The organism is Micromonospora sp. NPDC047762 (assembly GCF_043204655.1).
Classification (GTDB): Bacteria; Actinomycetota; Actinomycetes; order Mycobacteriales; family Micromonosporaceae; genus Micromonospora.
This window is the reverse complement of record NZ_JBIDCQ010000002.1, coordinates 291,007-308,225: the sequence shown is the minus strand read 5'-3', so window position 1 is coordinate 308,225 and position 17,219 is coordinate 291,007. Positions and strand designations below refer to the sequence as shown.

At 71.0% G+C, this 17,219-nt stretch carries 16 protein-coding genes; 8 read left to right on the top strand and 8 right to left on the bottom strand.

What is annotated here, in order from left to right; translation table 11 throughout:
* Nucleotides 1–244: 244 nt before the first annotated feature.
* The 4 genes from pstS to pstB are packed head-to-tail and all read left to right on the top strand — an operon-like array spanning nt 245 to nt 4,360.
* Nucleotides 245–1,351: a phosphate ABC transporter substrate-binding protein PstS gene (gene pstS, locus ACGF3C_RS06905; RefSeq protein ID WP_393219604.1), complete on the top strand. Its 1,107-nt coding sequence runs from the start codon at nt 245–247 to the stop codon at nt 1,349–1,351.
* A gap of 38 nt (nt 1,352–1,389) precedes the next feature.
* The gene (gene pstC / locus ACGF3C_RS06900; RefSeq protein ID WP_355005819.1) at nt 1,390–2,481 is read left to right on the top strand and encodes a phosphate ABC transporter permease subunit PstC; all 1,092 of its coding nucleotides are present in this window, start codon (nt 1,390–1,392) and stop codon (nt 2,479–2,481) included.
* Nucleotides 2,478–3,566, top strand: a complete 1,089-nt coding sequence (gene pstA, locus ACGF3C_RS06895) for a phosphate ABC transporter permease PstA (protein WP_357227128.1) — start codon at nt 2,478–2,480, stop codon at nt 3,564–3,566. Before pstC ends, pstA begins: the two co-directional genes overlap by 4 nt.
* 17 nt (nt 3,567–3,583) lie before the next feature.
* Nucleotides 3,584–4,360 (top strand): phosphate ABC transporter ATP-binding protein PstB, encoded by a 777-nt coding sequence (gene pstB / locus ACGF3C_RS06890; RefSeq protein WP_112584183.1) that lies wholly within the window; start codon nt 3,584–3,586, stop codon nt 4,358–4,360.
* A gap of 207 nt (nt 4,361–4,567) precedes the next feature.
* Here the strand turns inward: pstB and ACGF3C_RS06885 are convergent, their stop codons facing one another.
* Nucleotides 4,568–5,401, bottom strand: a complete 834-nt coding sequence (locus tag ACGF3C_RS06885; RefSeq protein WP_357227146.1) for an NUDIX hydrolase — start codon at nt 5,399–5,401, stop codon at nt 4,568–4,570.
* Between the two features lie 237 nt (nt 5,402–5,638).
* Between ACGF3C_RS06885 and ACGF3C_RS06880 the strand changes: the two genes are divergently transcribed.
* Nucleotides 5,639–6,607, top strand: coding sequence for a Gfo/Idh/MocA family protein (locus ACGF3C_RS06880; protein WP_393219599.1), 969 nt, complete (start codon nt 5,639–5,641; stop codon nt 6,605–6,607).
* A gap of 37 nt (nt 6,608–6,644) precedes the next feature.
* Here ACGF3C_RS06880 and ACGF3C_RS06875 read toward each other — a convergent pair whose 3' ends face one another.
* The 5 genes from ACGF3C_RS06875 to ACGF3C_RS06855 all read right to left on the bottom strand — a co-directional run bounded on the left by ACGF3C_RS06875 (nt 6,645) and on the right by ACGF3C_RS06855 (nt 11,198).
* The gene (locus ACGF3C_RS06875) at nt 6,645–7,802 is read right to left on the bottom strand and encodes a hypothetical protein (RefSeq protein WP_393219596.1); all 1,158 of its coding nucleotides are present in this window, start codon (nt 7,800–7,802) and stop codon (nt 6,645–6,647) included.
* Entirely contained in the window at nt 7,799–8,323 is a 525-nt protein-coding gene (locus ACGF3C_RS06870; RefSeq protein WP_393219593.1) for a SigE family RNA polymerase sigma factor, read from the bottom strand. Before ACGF3C_RS06870 ends, ACGF3C_RS06875 begins: the two co-directional genes overlap by 4 nt.
* A gap of 167 nt (nt 8,324–8,490) precedes the next feature.
* On the bottom strand, nt 8,491–9,498 hold the full coding sequence (locus ACGF3C_RS06865) for an inorganic phosphate transporter (RefSeq protein WP_357227134.1): 1,008 nt from the start codon (nt 9,496–9,498) through the stop codon (nt 8,491–8,493).
* A 4-nt stretch (nt 9,499–9,502) separates the two neighbouring features.
* A complete protein-coding gene (locus ACGF3C_RS06860) occupies nt 9,503–10,129 on the bottom strand; it encodes a DUF47 domain-containing protein (protein ID WP_053655020.1) in 627 nt (208 codons plus the stop codon).
* Nucleotides 10,130–10,256: 127 nt separating this feature from the next.
* Nucleotides 10,257–11,198, bottom strand: a complete 942-nt coding sequence (locus ACGF3C_RS06855) for a PPK2 family polyphosphate kinase (RefSeq protein WP_393219588.1) — start codon at nt 11,196–11,198, stop codon at nt 10,257–10,259.
* A 189-nt stretch (nt 11,199–11,387) separates the two neighbouring features.
* Here ACGF3C_RS06855 and sigJ point away from each other — a divergent pair, with 189 nt between their 5' ends.
* On the top strand, nt 11,388–12,353 hold the full coding sequence (sigJ, locus tag ACGF3C_RS06850; RefSeq protein WP_393219585.1) for an RNA polymerase sigma factor SigJ: 966 nt from the start codon (nt 11,388–11,390) through the stop codon (nt 12,351–12,353).
* A gap of 24 nt (nt 12,354–12,377) precedes the next feature.
* Here the strand turns inward: sigJ and ACGF3C_RS06845 are convergent, their stop codons facing one another.
* Nucleotides 12,378–12,884 carry a DUF402 domain-containing protein gene (locus ACGF3C_RS06845; protein WP_355005828.1) on the bottom strand — a complete coding sequence of 169 codons (507 nt, stop codon included), beginning with the start codon at nt 12,882–12,884 and terminating at the stop codon, nt 12,378–12,380.
* A 104-nt stretch (nt 12,885–12,988) separates the two neighbouring features.
* Between ACGF3C_RS06845 and ACGF3C_RS06840 the strand changes: the two genes are divergently transcribed.
* Nucleotides 12,989–15,223, top strand: a complete 2,235-nt coding sequence (locus ACGF3C_RS06840; RefSeq protein WP_393219581.1) for an ATP-dependent DNA helicase — start codon at nt 12,989–12,991, stop codon at nt 15,221–15,223.
* Nucleotides 15,224–15,336: 113 nt separating this feature from the next.
* Here the strand turns inward: ACGF3C_RS06840 and ACGF3C_RS06835 are convergent, their stop codons facing one another.
* Nucleotides 15,337–16,701 (bottom strand): AI-2E family transporter, encoded by a 1,365-nt coding sequence (locus ACGF3C_RS06835; RefSeq protein WP_357227864.1) that lies wholly within the window; start codon nt 16,699–16,701, stop codon nt 15,337–15,339.
* A gap of 105 nt (nt 16,702–16,806) precedes the next feature.
* Between ACGF3C_RS06835 and ACGF3C_RS06830 the strand changes: the two genes are divergently transcribed.
* On the top strand, nt 16,807–17,145 hold the full coding sequence (locus ACGF3C_RS06830) for a co-chaperone GroES (protein ID WP_091402887.1): 339 nt from the start codon (nt 16,807–16,809) through the stop codon (nt 17,143–17,145).
* The last annotated feature ends 74 nt before the right edge of the window (nt 17,146–17,219 follow it).

Genomic DNA, 17,219 nt, shown 5'->3' with positions numbered 1-17,219 from the left:
GTCGGCGGGATAACGCTGAACCGGAAATATAGCCATACTTCCGACAGGTGTATCCGGGTTCACTTAACGGACAACTCACCCTCAGCAAGCGGTCACCTCAGGGGCCGTACGTGTTCACCTTGCGTTCACTTGCGACCGGCGAACCGGCTACCTGGCACTTCTAACTTTCGTGTCAGCCGGTCAGTGCCGGTCCTCGGGCCCCGGGATCGGGGCGCCAAGTCAGACGCGAAGGGAAACCCCTCAGGTGAAGCTCCAGCGGTACGGCACTATTGCCTGCCTCGCTCTTGCCGCGACGCTCGGCCTCAGTGCATGCGGCTCGGACAACAACGAGCCCGCCTCCGGCGCGAGCGCCTCGGGCTCGGCCGCCGCGGTCGACTGCGCTACCGGCACGCTGAACGCCCAGGGCTCGTCGGCGCAGAAGAACGCCATGGCCGAGTGGATCAAGGCGTACCAGCAGAAGTGCCAGGGCACCACAATCAACTACGAGGCTTCCGGCTCGGGCGCCGGCATCCAGGCGTTCATCGCCGGGACCGCCGACTTCGCCGGCTCCGACTCCGCGCTCAAGCCGGAGGAGCAGCCGCAGGCGGACGCCAAGTGCGTCGGTGGCAAGGCCATCCACCTGCCGATGGTGATCGGCCCGGTGGCCGTCGCCTACAACGTCAGCGGCGTGGACAACCTCCAGCTCAAGCCGGCCACCCTGGCGAAGATCTTCGCTGGCAAGGTCACCAAGTGGGACGACGCCACGATCAAGGCCGACAACCCGGAAGCCAAGCTCCCGGCGACCACGATCCAGACCGTCCACCGTTCGGACGAGTCGGGCACCACCGACAACTTCACCAAGTACCTCTCGAAGACCGCTGAGAGCGACTGGACCCTGGGCAACGCCAAGGCGTGGAAGGCCCCGGGCGGCACCGGCGCCAAGGGCTCGGACGGCGTCGCCAGCCGGGTCAAGGGCGCCGACGGCTCCATCGGCTACATGGAGTGGTCGTTCGCCGAGAACGCCGGTCTGAAGATGTCGAAGATCGGCAACGGCAACGGCGAGTTCGCCGCGCTGACCGCCGAGGCGGCCGGCAAGACCATCGCGGGCGCTGCCATCGAGGGCCAGGGCGACGACCTCAAGCTGAAGATCGACTACAACACCGAGGAGGCCGGGGCGTACCCGATCGTCCTGGCCACGTACGAGATCGTCTGCAGCAAGGGCCTCGCGGCCGACAAGCTGAAGCTGGTCAAGGGCCTGCTGGGCCACGCCGCCAGCGCCGAGGGCCAGGCCTCTCTCACCGAGCTGGGCTACGCCCCGCTGCCGGAGACGGTCCGCACCAAGGTCGAGACCGCGGTCAAGAACCTCTCCTGACCCGATTCCACACCTCCGCAACCGAATCGAGCGAGCAGATGGGTGAAACCCCTCACCGCTCGGCCGACGCCGGCACCGGCGGGACGCGCGTGACCCAGAGTCACGAGTGGCCCGCCGGTGCCTCGGCGCGTGTGGCCGAGGCACCAGTCAGCACCCGTTCCCCGGGCGGCACCGGGCTGGGCGGCGGCGGCGCGCTGCCGCGCAGCCGTAAGTTCGGCGCCGAGCGGGCCTTCCGCGGCCTCACTCTGGCCGCCGGCACCGCCGTTCTGGTCATCATCGCCGCCATCGCGATCTTCCTGGTCGCCAAGGCGGTGCCGGCCCTACGCGCCAACACCGAGAACTTCTGGTCCTACGAGGGCTGGTCCCCCAACGACACCGAGCCGAAGTTCGGCATCGGTGCGCTGGCCTTCGGCACCGTGCTCAGCTCGGCGCTCGCCCTGCTCATCGCGGTGCCGGTGGCGCTCGGCATCGCGCTCTACCTCTCGCACTACGCGCCGCGCCGGTTGGGCACCGCGCTCGGCTTCCTGGTCGACCTGCTGGCCGCCGTACCGAGCGTGGTCTTCGGCCTCTGGGGGCGGGACGTCTTCAGCAGCCCTGTCCGGGACTTCTCGGTCTGGCTGAACCAGCACTTCGGTTGGATCCCGCTCTTCGGTGGCGACGGCCCCTTCGGGGCGTCCGTCATGCTCGGTGCCCTGGTGCTCGCGATCATGGTGCTGCCGATCATCACCTCGCTCTCCCGCGAGGTGTTCCTCCAGACGCCGACGGCGAACGAGGAGGCCGCCCTCGCCCTGGGCGCCACCCGCTGGGAGATGCTCCGCACCGCGGTGCTCCCCTACGGCCGTCCCGGCATCATCGCCGCGATGATGCTCGGCCTCGGTCGTGCGCTCGGCGAGACCATCGCCCTGGCGCTGACCCTCGGCATCACCTTCGGCATCTCGTTCAACCTGATCCAGAACGGCGGCAACACCATCGCCGCCAACATCGCCAACGCGTTCGGCGAGGCGAACGAGACCGGACGGGGTGCGCTCATCGCCTCCGGTCTGGTGCTGTTCACCATCACGCTGATCGTCAACATCACGGCGCGGGCGATCATCTACCGCCGCCGGGAGTTCACGGAGTCGGCCGCATGACCACAACCGCCACCTCCCACCGCACCCGGCCGCCGGCCCAGCCCGACTCGCTGCGGGCAAAGCGACTGCCCTGGTACGCCGCCCCGGCCGTCGCCGTGGCAGCCCTGGCGCTCTCCGCCGTGGTCGTCTACGGCACCGGCATCGGCGGCCCGGTCCTCGTGGTCGTCCTCGGCGCGATCCTCTACCTGGTCGGGCTCTTCGCCGCCGCCAACGCGGTCGAAGGACGCCGATCGGCCCGCAACCGCACCTGGAGCGCACTGATCCACTCCGCCTTCGTGCTGGCGGTGCTGCCGCTCGTGTCGGTGGTCTGGACGCTGGTCAGCAAGGGTGCCGACCGACTCGACGTCAACTTCTTCCAGACATCGATGAACAACATCGGGGCCCGGGACGCCAACGGCGGCGCGTACCACGCGATCGTCGGCACGCTGGAGCAGGTCGGCATCGCCACCCTGATCACCGTCCCGCTCGGCGTTCTCTGCGCGATCTACATCGTCGAGTACGGGCGGGGCAAGTTCGCCTTCGCGATCCGGTTCTTCGTGGACGTGATGACCGGCATCCCGTCGATCGTCTCCGGCCTCTTCGTGCTGGCGTTCTGGGTGCTCATCGTGTCGCCGTGGTTCAACGACGGTCGGCCCAGCTTCTCCGGCTTCGCCGCCGCGCTCGCGCTGAGCGTGCTCATGCTGCCCACCATCGTCCGGTCCACCGAGGAGATGCTCCGCCTCGTACCGGCGCCACTGCGCGAGGGCGCGTACGCGCTCGGCGTACCCAAGTGGAAGACCATCCTGCGGGTGGTCCTGCCGACGGCGCTGCCCGGCATCGTCACCGGCGTCATGCTCGCCATCGCCCGCGCGGCCGGCGAGACGGCCCCGGTGCTGCTGGTCGCCGGCGGTGGGGCCGCGATCAATACCAACCCCTTCGAGAACAACCAGTCGTCGCTGTCCCTCTTCGTCTACCAGCAGGCCGGCGACGCGTCGAAGTACGCCCCGGCACGGGCGTGGACCGCGGCACTCACCCTGGTCGCCCTCGTGCTCATCCTGACGATCGCGGCGAAGCTGCTGGCCCGTCGCAACAGGCTCAGCCGATGAACCCCGGAGGTACCACCATGGCCAAGCGCGTCTCCGCCTCGAACGTCACCGCGTACTACGGCGGCTTCAAGGCGATCGAGAACATCAACCTGACGGTCGAGCCGAAGACGGTCACCGCTCTCATCGGGCCGTCCGGTTGCGGCAAGTCGACGTTCCTGCGGTCGATCAACCGGATGCACGAGGTGCTGCCGGGGGCCCGGGTCGAGGGCAGCCTGACCATCGACGACCAGGACATCTACGACCGGGACGTGGACGTCACAGCGGTCCGGCGCACCATCGGCATGGTCTTCCAGCGGCCGAACCCGTTCCCCACCATGAGCATCTTCGAAAACGTGGTGGCCGGGCTGAAGCTCAACGGGGTCCGCAAGAAGTCGATCCTGGAGGACGCGGCCGAGAAGGCCCTGCGCGCCGCGAACCTGTGGGGCGAGGTCAAGGACCGGCTGGGCAAGCCCGGCGCGGGCCTCTCCGGCGGTCAGCAGCAGCGGCTCTGCATCGCCCGGACCATCGCGGTCGAGCCGCAGGTCGTCCTGATGGACGAGCCGTGCTCCGCCCTGGACCCGATCTCCACGCTGGCGATCGAGGACCTGATGTTCCAGCTCAAGGACAAGTTCACGATCATCATCGTGACGCACAACATGCAGCAGGCAGCGCGTGTCTCGGACCGGACCGCCTTCTTCTCGATCGAGAAGACCGGCGACCCGGGCCGGCTGATCGAGTACGACAACACCCAGAAGATCTTCAGCAACCCGAGCGTGAAGAAGACCGAGGACTACATCACCGGCCGCTTCGGCTGAGCCGACCTCGTCCGGTCACCGGCGCCCCGCCTCCCGGCGTGGGCGCCGGTGCCATGTCCGCCGCCAACACCGCCCCGCCGGCCGGCCGGCCGCGTGGTGCGGCCGGGCCATCACGCCGCCGGCCCCGTCCCAGGGTCGCGGCGGCGGGCATCGAGGGCGCGCAGACAACGAACGTGGGCGACCGAGACTGCGGCACGGTGTGTGGGCTCAGCCCAGGACGAAGCGGGGTTCACCGTCCGGGGGCAGGTCCAGGCGCGGGATGACCGGAGTGACGGCGTCCCGATCGGCCGCCGCCCGCGCCACCCCGGCCAGGTCACCGGCAGCCGCCACCTGGGCCAGTGTGACCAGGGTCGGTGGCAGCATGGTCAGCTCGCCGGCCTGCGCGCGGGCCAGCGCGTCCGCCGGGCGGATCCACAGGGTGTGGTCGGCCTCGCCGGAGACGTCGCGGGTCCGCTGGCCCGCCGGCAACAGGGCGACGAAGAAGTACGTGTCGAAGCGGCGCGGCTCGAACTCGGGAGTGATCCACCGACTCCAGGGCAGCAGCAGGTCCGACCGAAGCGTGAGCTGACGGTCGGCGAGCAGTGCCGCGAAGCCCAGCCGGCGTCCCTCCAGGTCCTGTCGGGCCGCCTCCCAGTCGTCGCCGCTGACGTCGCCCACCACGGTCTCCCGGTCCGGGCCCGCGAGCAGCACACCGGCCTCCTCGAAGACCTCCCGCGCTGCCGCGCAGACCACCGCCTGCGCGGCCTGCGGGGCCACTCCGAGACGGTCCGCCCACTCGCCCGGCGTCGGGCCGGCCCAGTCCAGGTGCGCCTCCGAGTCGGAGCGGTCCACCCCGCCTCCGGGGAAGGCGTACATCCCGCCGAAGGTCATCGCCGCGACCCGACGGATGACGTACACCTCGAAGTCGGCGTCGGTCGGACGCAGCAGCAACACGGTGGCCGCGACCCGCGGCGTCGCCGGGGTGCCGCCCTCGGCCTGGAACCGGCGGGCGTGCTCGACCAGGGCGGCCGGGGCGGGGAAGCCGTCACTGTCGATCGTCATGCCCGCGAGCCTAGTTCCCGCCTCGGGGAACGCCGGCCGCGCGCTGGGCCATGGCGAGGTCGGCGAGGTCGGCGAGGTCGGCGAGGTCGGCTTTTCGAGCGTGATGACCCTGAGACATCAATATGTCTCAGGGTCATCACGCTCATCAGGGCGTCATGCCCAAAGCGCCGGGCCGGGATGTGGTTGCGTCGCAGGCCGGGCGGCGGGCGGTTCACCTGGCTGGGCTAGCGTTCCGGCATGACTCGTTGGGGCATCCTGGCCACCGGCCACATCGCCAGCCGTTTCGCCGAAGACCTCCGGCTGGTGCCGGACGCCGAGTTGGTCGCGGTCGGTTCCCGCACCGCGGAGAGCGCACAGCGCTTCGCCGACACGTACGGCGCGAAGCGCGCCTACGGCTCCTGGGTGGAGCTGGCCGCCGACCCGGAGGTGGACGCGATCTACGTGGCGACCCCGCACTCCGCGCACTACGAGGCGGCGATGACCTGCCTCACCGCCGGCCGGGCTGTGCTGTTGGAGAAGCCGTTCACCCTCGACCTGGCCACCAGCACCGAGTTGGTGGAGACCGCCCGGGCCGCCGGTGTCTTCCTGATGGAGGCCATGTGGATGCGGCTGAATCCGATGATCCTGCGGGTCGTCGAGCTGATCGCGGACGGGGCGATCGGCACGGTGACCGGCGTCCGGGCCGACTTCGGGGTGGCCGGGCCGTTCCCGCCGGAGCACCGGATGCGCAACGCGGCGCTGGGCGGGGGCGCCCTCCTCGACCTGGGGATCTACCCGATCAGCCTGGCCCACCTGCTGCTCGGGGTGCCGCAGCACATCAGGTCCTGGGCGCAGCTCGGCCCGGAGGGGACGGACGAGAACACCGGCATGCTGTTCGGCTACGACACCGGAGCCCTGGCGACCCTGAGCTGCGGCATGGTCGGATTGAGCGGACAGACCGCCTCGATCACCGGCACCACGGGGCGGATCGACCTGCCCGAGCCGTTCTTCCGGCCAGGTTCGGTGACCCTGCACCGGGCCGGCGCGGAGCCGGAGACGATCGTCTCCGACGGAGCCGGCAACGGCTACCAGTACGAGGCGATCGAGGTGCAGCGCTGCCTGGCCGCCGGCCTGACCGAGAGCCCGGCGGTGCCGCACGCCACGACCCTCGAGGTGATGACCCTGCTGGACACGGTCCGCGAGCAGATCGGCGTGCGCTACGAGTGAGGGTGGTGCCCTAACCGCCGTAACCGCGCGACCGCCGTCAGCGTGCAGAAGCGCCTGGCACGGCCACGATTGACTCGTGTGGCAGCGCGACGAGGTCCCGCGAAGCCCCATCGGTCACTGCGACCACTGTGGTGGCCTGCCGCCCGGTGTCGTTGGTCTGCCGACTGAGCAGCAGGCCGTCAGCGTTGACGCCGAGAACGTTCCAGAACTCGCGGTTGCGGGTGTCGCGGGGCAGGTCGACGACGCGCTCAACGACGCGTCCGTCGGCGGCCACCCGCAACACTGCGGTGGAGATGCCATCGGAGGTGCCCACCCCGAGGAGGTATCCGCCGGCGTCGGGGTCCACGAGGACCGACCCTGGGAAGAGACTCTCATTCTGGGCAAGGACCGCCGAGGCGTCGATGGAGACACTTCGCCCGGTCGCTTCACCGATGGCAGAGACCGTGAGCGTCAGCACCCGTGTGGGCTCGGGGTGCTGGTCGCGGTCACGGGAAACGATCTTCCCCTCATCGGTCACCGCGAGGGGGGTACGAGCGGGCGGGATCACGGCCGGAGTCCTGCTGCCGGTGAGGACGTCCACGACCGTGTAGGTGTTGTCATCACCTTCGCGGAAGTCACCAACCAACAGGCGCTTCGAGTCTGCGGACCAGACCCACGCGGCCACCCGGCGGCCGGTTTCGGACGGCGGGAAGGCCATCGTCCGGGTGCCGGTGAGGTCACGTACCACGTAACCGTCGCCCGCCGGGTAACCGACCCAACGACCGTCCGGCGACAAGCTCAGCAGCATGGCAGACGAACCCGGGTTGCGGTCCTCACCGGGGACGACGAACTGGCGGTCGCCCACCACCACAAGCCAAGGGCAACCCGACCGACATCCGGCATAGGCGAAGCTGGCCCGACCCACCGCTCCGGGCGGCAGGGCGGGTGCCGCCGGCGGCGGGCTGAGCGTGGGCACCGGCGTGGAGGCCGCTGTCATCACCTCGGTCACCTGGTTGCCCGGCGAGCCCGTGGGCATGGGCGGACGCAGTGTCACCCAGGTGCCGAAAGCAACGACGGCTACCGCGGCCGCCAACGCGGGAGCGGCAAGCATGGTTCGCCGCCTACGGTGCCCCACTGCCAATGCCCGCTCCGGGTCGGAGTAGTTCCGGGCATCGTCGGCCAACTCTCGGTAGACGGTACGGAAGTCGTCGTTCACTGATCCGCCTCCGCAGTGGTGGACTGGTTGGACAGACCGGGGCTGAGCCGGCGCAGGGTGACCAGCGCGTCGTGGCTGTGCCGCTTGACGGTCCCGACGGCACAGCCGAGTCGGCGCGCGGTCTCAACCTCCGACAGGTCCTCGAAGTACCTGAGAAACAGCACAGCGCGCTGCCTCGGCGGCAGGGACGCCAGGGCCGCCGCCAACACTTCACGTTGGGCGACCTCGTGCGCCACATCGCCCCGGGCGGGACGATCAGGTGCTCCGCCAAGGAGTTCGCCATGGGTACGGCGGCGCCGCCACGAGCGCAACTGATTGAGCATCGCCTTTCGGACGTACGCGGCTGGGTTCCCGCCGGCTTCCACCCGTCGCCAGTGCACCGCTGTACGAGCGAGCGCCTCCTGCAGCAGGTCCTCGGCCGCTTGGTGATCGCCGGTGAGTAGGTAGGCGGCCCGGGACAGGGCGGCACCGTGGGCGTCCGCGAACTCCCGGAAACCCGCGTAGCGGTCGGCACGACTCACACGACGACCTCCTGTCACAACCCTCAACCTGATAAACGCACCTGGGATCGATTTGGGTTGAGTGGTTCGACGGGCCACCGGCGGGCACGGATTGCGGGAGGGGCTCCCTTCCCAACGTGAGACGTCGGGAAGGGAGCCCCTCAAGCCGCGCGGACCGGACGGGTGGGTCAGCCGAAGAGCGGCCGGACCAGCAGGTACGTGACGCACGCGATCAGCGCGGCGGCCGGGAACGTGATGATCCAGGCGAGCACGATGTTGCCGGCCACGTTCCAGCGAACCGCGGAGAGTCGCTTGGTCGCGCCCACACCCATGATCGCCGAGGTGATGGTGTGGGTGGTGGAGATCGGGGCCTTCAGGACCAGGGCGTTGAAGTAGAGCACAGCGCTGGCGACGGTCTCGGCGGCGAAGCCCTCCGGCGGACCCAGGTCGATGATCTTGCGACCGAGGGTACGGATGATCCGCCAACCGCCCGCGTAGGTGCCGAGGGCGAGCATCGTCGCCGAGGTCCAGAACACCCAACCCGGGATGTGCGTCTTGCTCTCCTGGAAACCGCCGGTGTAGAGCGCCAGCACCACGATGCCCATGGTCTTGGCAGCGTCCTGCATGCCGTGGCCGACCGACATGGCGGCCGCCGAGGCGGTCTGCGCCCAACGGAAGCCCCGGTTGAGCTTGCCCGGCTGTCCCTTTCGGAACAGCCACAGGATGGCCAGCATCAGCAGGTAACCGAGGGTGAGGCCGACGATCGGCGACAGCACCATCGGCAGCAGCACCTTCACGCCGATGTTGCCCCACTGCACGATGCCGCCGGTGGAGAGCAGGGTGGCGCCGACCAGACCGCCGAAGAGCGCGTGCGAGGACGACGAGGGCAGACCGAAGTACCAGGTGATCAGGTTCCAGGCGATCGCTCCGAGCACCCCGGCGAAGACCACACCGAGGCTGCTCACCCCGGTGGGGAGGGTGACCAGACCGTCGCCGACGGTCTTGGCGACGCCGGCGCCGAAGTGGGCGCCGATGAAGTTGCCGACCGCGGCGAGCGCCAGGGCGATCCGGGGTGTCAGCGCCCGGGTGGAGACGCTTGTGGCGATCGCGTTGGCGGCGTCGTGGAAGCCGTTGGTGTAGTCGAACGCCAGGGCCACCGCGATCACCGCCAGCACGGCGATGAGTTCAGGGGACACCGGCTCAGGACTCCTTGACGGCGATGGTCTCGACGGTGTTGGCCACGTGCTCGAAGGCGTCGCAGGCAGCCTCCAGCTCGTCGGCGACCTCCTTCATCTTCAGCACCGTCAACGCGTCGTACTCACCCGAGAAGAGGCGGACGAGCAGCTGCCGGTTGATCCGGTCGCCCTCGTTCTCCAGCCGGTTGCACTCGATCCAGTAGTCCTCGAGGTCCTTCATCGACTTCAGCCGGGGCATCGCGTCGGCGGTCAGCTTGGCCTGCTGGTCGAGCACGTTGACCATCTCGTGCAGCTCGCGGGGCAGCGCCGGAAGCTCGGTCAACCCGTACAGGTAGAGCAGGTCGCCCACCGCTTCCAGGTGGTCCATCACGTCGTCCAGCAACGAGCCGAGCCGGTAGATGTCCTCCCGGTCGAACGGGGTGATGAAGGTCGAGTTGATCTTCTTGTAGAGGTCGTGGGTGATCTGGTCGCTGTCGTGCTCGACCTCGGTCAGCCGCTCGCTGACGGACTGCACGTCCACGCCAGGCAGGGCCAGTTCGTTGAGCAGCGCGGTGCCCCGGACCAGGTTCTGCGCGGCCCTGGTGAAGAGCTCGTAGAAGGCGCCCTCGGTGGGGCGGAAGGAAAACTTCACAGCACAGACCTCGTCGCGTCGGTGGAAGGGTGGCGGTGCCCGAGAGCGCCCGCTCGGTGAATGCTAGGAAACGGCGGAACCGGGAATTCGCCGGCCCACCCCTGGCCAGGCGTCATTCACCGCTCGTTCACCTGCCGTTCATCTCGGCCGCCCCACCAGCACCCGCTCCCCCAGCCAGTAGGCGCTTCCGCTCCCGCGCCACGTCGAAATCGGCAGCCGGATACCCCAGTTCAAGCGTGTCGAACGTCTCACGCAGCAGGTGGGCCACCGCCCAGTCCCGGTACCACTTGCGGTCCGCCGGCACCACGAACCAGGGTGCGGCGTCCGTGCCGCACCGGCTCAGGGCCTCGGCGTACGCAGCCTGATAGTCGTCCCAGTGCCCTCGCGAGTCGATGTCGGAGGGGTTGTACTTCCAGTGCTTACGCGGGTCGGTGAGCCGATCCATCAAGCGCTTGCCCTGCTCGGCGTACGAGATGTGCAGCATCACCTTGATCAGGGTGACGCCGCCCTCGGTCAGCTCCTGCTCGAACGAGTTGATCTCGTCATAGCGGGCTCGCCAGGTCGTCTCCGGCACCAGCGAGCCGACCCGAGCGATCAACACGTCCTCGTAGTGCGAACGGTTGAACATCCCCACGTAGCCCTGCGGTGGCAGCTCCCGACGGATCCGCCAGAGGAAGTCGTGCCGCAACTCCTGGCGGGTCGGCGGCCCGAACGAGCGGATGTGCAGGCCCAGCGGGTTCATCGCGCCGGCCACCCGCTTGATCGTGCCGTCCTTGCCGCCGCAGTCCATGGCCTGGAGCACCAGCAGCACCCGCTGCGCCGGCCGTTCCGACCCGGTCTTGGCCATCGCGAAAAGCATCTCCTGCTGCCGGCCCAGCTCCTCGCCGACCAGTTCCACCTGCTCCCGCGCCCAGGTCTTACGGTGCTCGCCGCGGCCCGCGGGCTCCGGTAGGCCGGGCATGGACCGCGGGTCGATCGCGCCGAGATCCACCGGCGCGGTGACCCGCAGCAGCTCCCGCACGGAACCGCCCTCGGGTGCCACGACCTGCCCTTGCTGGGGTGCGCTCATGCACGGATCATCGCCCACCCACCGCCGTTCCGCCCGCCGAGGCCCACCTCCGAACCTGGCCCGCCGATCGGCACCGACCGACCTGCGCCCACGGCGAGCACAGGTTCGCCGGGCCGCCTCGGGGCAGCCGGCGAGCCCACTCGGCGGGAGGATGTAGTCCGGGACGCCGACCGGAAGGGGTGGTGGGTCGTGCGGGAGCTGGCGACGGAGTTCGAGGCCGAGCGGAGCCGGTTGCTCGCGGTGGCCCACCGGATGCTGGGCAGCCGCAGCGAGGCGGAGGACGCCGTACAGGAGACCTGGCTGCGCTACGCCGGGGCGCTGGCCGACCCGGCGGCCCGCGCCGAGATCAGGGACCTGTCCGCGTGGCTGACCACCACCTGCGCTCGGATCTGTCTGGACGTGCTCCGCTCGGCCCGGGTCCGCCGGGAGGCGTACCCGGGGCAGTGGCTGCCGGAGCCGGTGGTGAGCCCATTGGGCGGCCGGCCGCCGGCCGACGGCTACGCGCCCGACCCGGCGGAGCGGGCGGTGCGCACCGACGAGGTCGGCACGGCGCTGCTGGTGGTGCTGGAGCGGCTCGCGCCGGAGCAACGGGTCGCCCTCGTCCTGCACGACGTGTTCGCGCTGCCGTTCGCCCGGGTCGCGGGGGTGCTCGGCACGACCGAGGTGGCGGCCCGGCAGCTCGCCTCCCGGGCCCGGCGGGCGGTCACCTCGCCGGACGTACCCCGGCACACCGCCGACCCGGCCGAGCAGCGTCGGGTGCTCAAGGCGTTCGTCGCCGCCACCGAGTCCGGCGAGTTGGATCAACTGCTTGAGGTGCTCGCGCCGGACGTGGTCTTCGTCGGCGACTCGGGCGGGCACTTCCCGGCCGCCCGGTGGCCGGTGTTCGGCGCGGACCCCGTGGCTCGCCTCACGCTCGGCCTGTTCGGCCGGACCGGCCGGTACACCGGCCGGGTGCTGGCTCGGCCCGTGCTCGTCGACGGCATTCTCGGCCTCCAGTTGGAGACCACGCACAGCGATGGTCAACCGATCCGCCTGGTCACCGCGTTCGCTGTCGACCAGGGCCGGATCACCGCCATCTACAACCAGCTCAACCCGGAGAAACTGACCGACCTGCCGCCACTGGGCGCCGACGACGGCTGGCCGCCACGCTGGTGAGCCGGCCAGACCGGCCGTGCGGCCTCAGACCACCAGGGCCAACCACTTGCGGTACGCGGTGGCGAACGGCTCGGTGCCGTCGCCGAGCGCCCTCAGCAGCCGCTGTGCCGCGGCCTCGGCCTCGGCCACCACGTCGTCCGGGTAGCCGAACCGGGCCCGGTGCTCGGCGAACTCGTCCTCGTCGAGCAGCTCCACCAGGCCGGTGGCCCGACGCCTGACGACGTCCAGGTCCAGGTCGATCAGGTGGACCGTGTCGTCGGACTCCCAGCGGGCCGGGGTGGTGATGTCGCAGTAGACCTCGCTGGTGCGGGGTGGGGGGTTGAACATGCCTGTCCACCAGGCGCGGTGTGGCACCAACAGCACGAACGGGATCTTCTCCACCGAGGGCCGGCCGTGGTAGACCGACTCGGTGCCCTCCGGCACGCCGAGCCAGACGCCGAGATCGTCCTCGGTGAGCCGACGGGCCGGGTAGTCGCGGTGGGCGCTGCCGTCGTACTTGCGGTAGATCACTCGGACCATGTCGCTCGGCATGATTCGCACCCTAACCGATACAGCCCAACGCGTCGTAGCGTGGCCGTAACCGGACGGGGTCGGCCGAGACACCCCGCCCCGGTCGGCATCGCGCCACGCGGCGGATGGGCGCGGTCGGTGTCGGCGGCGCCGGGTACCGTCGCACGGTGACTCCGCCCCGCACCGCCACCGGTTCCGCCACCCCGTCGGCCCGTGCCAAGGGCCGGCGGCGGGGTGCCCGACCCAGTGGCACCGAACTGCTGGCGGCGGCGGTCGGCGCGGTGCCCGGCGGTGCGGAGCGCCCCGGCCAACTGCAGATGACCACGGCGATCGAGGAGTGCGTGGCCGGCGGCGAGCATCTGCTCGTGCAGGCGGGCACCGGCACCGGCAAGTCACTGGCGTACCTCGCGCCGGCGCTCACTGTGGACGGTCCGGTGGTGGTCTCCACTGCCACCCTGGCGTTGCAGTCCCAGCTGGTCGACCACGACCTGCCCCGGCTCGCCGACGCGGTCGAGCCGGTGCTCGGCCGTCGGCCCACCTTCGCCGTGCTCAAGGGCCGCCATCACTACCTCTGCCTCGCCCGACTGGACAACTCCACCGAGGAGGAGCCGGAGGACACCCTCTTCGACGCCCCCGCGGCGCGCCCCGGCGGCGGGACGCTCGGCAAGCCTGGCCCGGCCCAGCCGGTGAAGTGGCTCGGTGAGGCGGGCCGGCTGGGCAAGCAGATCGAGCGGCTACGCGACTGGGCCGAGAAGACCGCCACCGGCGACCGGGACGAGCTGGACCCGGGCGTTGAGGACCAGGCCTGGCGGCTGGTGTCGATGCCGGCCCGCGAGTGCGTCGGCGCGGCCCGTTGCCCGTTCGGGCAGGAGTGCTTCGCCGAGGCGTCGCGGGCCCGCGCCCGGGAGGCCGACATCGTGGTGACCAACCACAGCCTGCTCGCTGTCGACATGCTCGCCGACCGGCACATCGTGCCGCCGCACAAGCTGCTCATCGTCGACGAGGCGCACGAGCTGGCCGACCGGGTCTCCTCCGCCGCCCAGGCGGAGCTGGTGCCCGAGCTGATCGACCGGACCACCCGGCGGGCCCGTACGCTGCTGCGCCCGGAGACCGCCGAGGCGCTCACCGCCGCCGGGGACGCCCTGGCGGTCGGGCTGGCCGAGGCGCCGGCCGGCCGGATCACCGCGGGGCTGCCGACGCCACTGCGGGAGGCGTGCACGCTGCTCGACGCGGCGACCCGCTCCGCCCTGGACGCGATCGGCGACATCAAGGCCGACGACCCCGACCCGGTCCGTAAGCAGCAGGCCAAGGCCGCCCTGGACGAGCTCTCCACGACCGCGCAGCGGCTACTGGAGGAGGGCGACCACGACGTGGCCTGGGTGGAGAAGAACGACAGCGGAAACCGCCGGGCGCTCGTGGTCGCGCCGCTGTCGGTGGCCGGCACCCTCGCCACCCACCTGTACGACGAACGCACCGTCGTGGCCACCTCGGCGACCCTGGCGCTGGGCGGCCGGTTCGACACTGTCGCCCGCGCCCTCGGGCTGGACGCGCCACCGCCCGCCCCGCCGACCCCCGCCGCGGCCGCACAGGCCGCCCGCACCGGCCCCGGCCGGCCGGCTGCCGAGGCGCCGGGCCGTCGCCTCGCCGGCGACGTCACCCCGAACGCCGTCGTCCCGGCCACCGAGGGCCCCGGGTGGCGGTCACTCGACGTCGGTTCGCCGTTCGACTACGCCCGGCAGGGCATCCTGTACGTCGCCGCGCACCTCCCCCGCCCCAGCGTCTCCGGGTTGCCCGAGGCTGCCGGGGAGGAACTGCTCGGGCTGGTCGAGGCGCTCGGTGGTCGTACTCTCGGGCTCTTCTCCTCCCGGCGGGCCGCGCAGCAGGCCGCGGAGCTGTTGCGCGCGCGGACCGACCTGCCGGTCCTGCTCCAGGGCGAGGAGGCGCTGCCGCTGCTGGTGCGTCGCTTCCGCGAGGAGCGCGCCAGCTGCCTGTTCGGGGTGATGTCGCTCTGGCAGGGGGTGGACGTGCCGGGCGACGCCTGTCAGCTCGTCGTCATCGACCGGCTGCCCTTCCCCCGTCCGGACGAACCGCTGGCGGCGGCCCGCGCGGCGGCGGTGGACGCGGGCGGCGGCTCCGGCTTCGCGGCGGTCAGCGTGCCGATCGCGGCGGTGAGGCTGGCGCAGGGCGTCGGCCGGCTGATCCGGGCGACCGGCGACAAGGGCGTGGTCGCGGTGCTCGACTCCCGACTGGAGACGGCGCGGGGCTACGGGCCGTTCCTGCGCCGCTCGCTGCCCCCGTTCTGGTACACGACCCGCCCCGAGGTGGCCCGAGGAGCCCTGGAACGTCTCGCCAAGTCCTGACCCTCGCCGCGCCTGGGCCGCTCTGGTCGGCCCACGATCGCGCTACGACAAGGAAAGAGTGGCCTCCCGCTGACGGGAGGCCACTCTTTCCGTGATCCTGCGTTACCGCGGCCCTAGGGGGCCTGGGAGGCGACGACCACTGCGTCGGGCGGGGTGTCCGGCACCCTGCGGGCGGCAAGCCGGCGGACCGCGGTGTTCAGCACCGCGATGAGCGGCACGGAGACCAGCGCGCCGGTGATGCCCGCGAGTACGACGCCGGCAGCGATGCCGATGATCACCGCGAGCGGGTGCAGGGCGACCGCCCGGCCCATGATCAGCGGTTGCAGGATGTGACCCTCCACCTGCTGCACGACGATCACCGCAGCGAGGATGATCAACGCGGTGACCGGCCCGCTGTCGACGAGGGCCACCAACACCGCCACGCCGCCGGAGAGCGCCGCACCGACGATCGGGATGAACGCGCCGAGGAAGACCAGCGCGGCCAGCGGGAAGGCGAACGGGATGTCGAAGGCGACCAGGAAGATGCCGATGCCGACCGCGTCGATGAAGGCGACAAGCACTGTCGCGCGGACGTAGGCGACAAGGGTCTGCCAGGAGGCGCGGCCGGCGTCGTCGACCTTCCACCGGGCGGCCACCGGCAGCAGCCGGACCAGGAACCGCCAGATCCGGTTGCCGTCGCGCAGGAAGAAGAACGTCGCGAAGAGCACCAGCAGCGTGCCGGTCAGCACCTCGGCCAGCGTCGCGGCGGTGCTCAGCGCGCCGCTGGTGAACCTCGAGGTGTTGTTGTTGATCCAGGCCTGCGCCTCGTCGATGTAGCGGTCGAGCTGGGTGTCGGAGAGGTGCAGTGGGCCCGTCTTCAGCCAGTTCTGGATCTGCCGGACGCCCTCCGAGGACTTCTCGCTCAGCTCCGGTACGCCACGGATGAACTCGTTGACCACCAGCGTCAGCGTGCCGATCACCGCGGCCAGGCCGCCGACCAGCACCACCGCCGTCGCCAGCGACCGGGGGAACCGGACCCGCAGCAACCAGCCCACCGCGGGGGCGAGCAGCGCGGAGAGCAGCAGCGCGATGGCCAGCGGAATGATCACGATCTTGACCGTGCCGACGATCCGCAGCAGCGCCCAGGCCACCACGCCGATCACGATCAGTCGCCAACACCACGCGGCGGCGATCCGCAACCCGTGCGGAACGTCGGCGTCGTCCCGACTGGAGGTGGAGCTGTGCAGGTCCACCGGAGGTTCCGCGCCGTAGACAGCGGCGCTCGGCGGCGCGGTCGGCCCCGGCACGGCCGGCGACGCCACCCGGGCCGCCTCCGACGCGTCGTTCAACGCGTCACTCGCGGCGCCCTCGTCGGCAGGCGCCGACTCCTGTCGTGACTGGTAGGCGCGGCGAAGCCGCCCGCGTACCCGCTCGAAGCGGCTCAAGCGCACCTCCTGGCAGAGAACCCGGCCCGCCGACGGCGACAGGTCGGACAGCATACGTCCGTTCCCGACACCGTAGGGCGGTTCCGCCACACAATGCCCCGACCACCTCCGGCGTAACCACCGGCCGGCCACCGTCGGCCACACGGTAGCGTCTGCGACGTGACCGCCGACAACGATCTCGACGCCGGCCTGCCGATCCGCCTGCTGCACGACCGCGTGCTGGTGCGGATGGAGGGCAGCGAGGGCGAACGCCGCTCCACCGCTGGCATCGTCATTCCGGCGACCGCAGCGGTCGGCAAGCGCCTCGCCTGGGCCACTGCGGTCGGGGTGGGGCCGAACGTGCGCGCCATCGTCTCCGGCGACCGGGTGCTCTTCGACCCGGACGAGCGCTCCGAGGTCGAGCTGCATGGCCGCGGTTACGTGCTGCTGCGGGAGCGGGACGTGCACGCCGTCGCCGCCGAGCGGATCGAGAACGACTCGACCGGCCTCTACCTCTGACGCACCTCGACCGGCCTCTACCTCTGACGCACCTCGACCGGCCTCTACCCCTGACGCACCTCTCCCGGCCACCA

Excerpts from the sequence above, each read along its gene's own strand:
- ACGF3C_RS06845 (WP_355005828.1), bottom strand. The coding sequence starts at position 12,884 with ATGCCGAGCGACATGGTCCGAGTGATCTACCGCAAGTACGACGGCAGC.
- pstC (WP_355005819.1), top strand. The coding sequence starts at position 1,390 with ATGGGTGAAACCCCTCACCGCTCGGCCGACGCCGGCACCGGCGGGACG.
- ACGF3C_RS06855 (WP_393219588.1), bottom strand. The coding sequence starts at position 11,198 with ATGAGCGCACCCCAGCAAGGGCAGGTCGTGGCACCCGAGGGCGGTTCC.
- ACGF3C_RS06835 (WP_357227864.1), bottom strand. The coding sequence starts at position 16,701 with ATGCTGTCCGACCTGTCGCCGTCGGCGGGCCGGGTTCTCTGCCAGGAG.
- ACGF3C_RS06885 (WP_357227146.1), bottom strand. The coding sequence starts at position 5,401 with ATGACGATCGACAGTGACGGCTTCCCCGCCCCGGCCGCCCTGGTCGAG.
- pstB (WP_112584183.1), top strand. The coding sequence starts at position 3,584 with ATGGCCAAGCGCGTCTCCGCCTCGAACGTCACCGCGTACTACGGCGGC.
- ACGF3C_RS06840 (WP_393219581.1), top strand. The coding sequence starts at position 12,989 with ATGGGCGCGGTCGGTGTCGGCGGCGCCGGGTACCGTCGCACGGTGACT.
- pstA (WP_357227128.1), top strand. The coding sequence starts at position 2,478 with ATGACCACAACCGCCACCTCCCACCGCACCCGGCCGCCGGCCCAGCCC.
- ACGF3C_RS06880 (WP_393219599.1), top strand. The coding sequence starts at position 5,639 with ATGACTCGTTGGGGCATCCTGGCCACCGGCCACATCGCCAGCCGTTTC.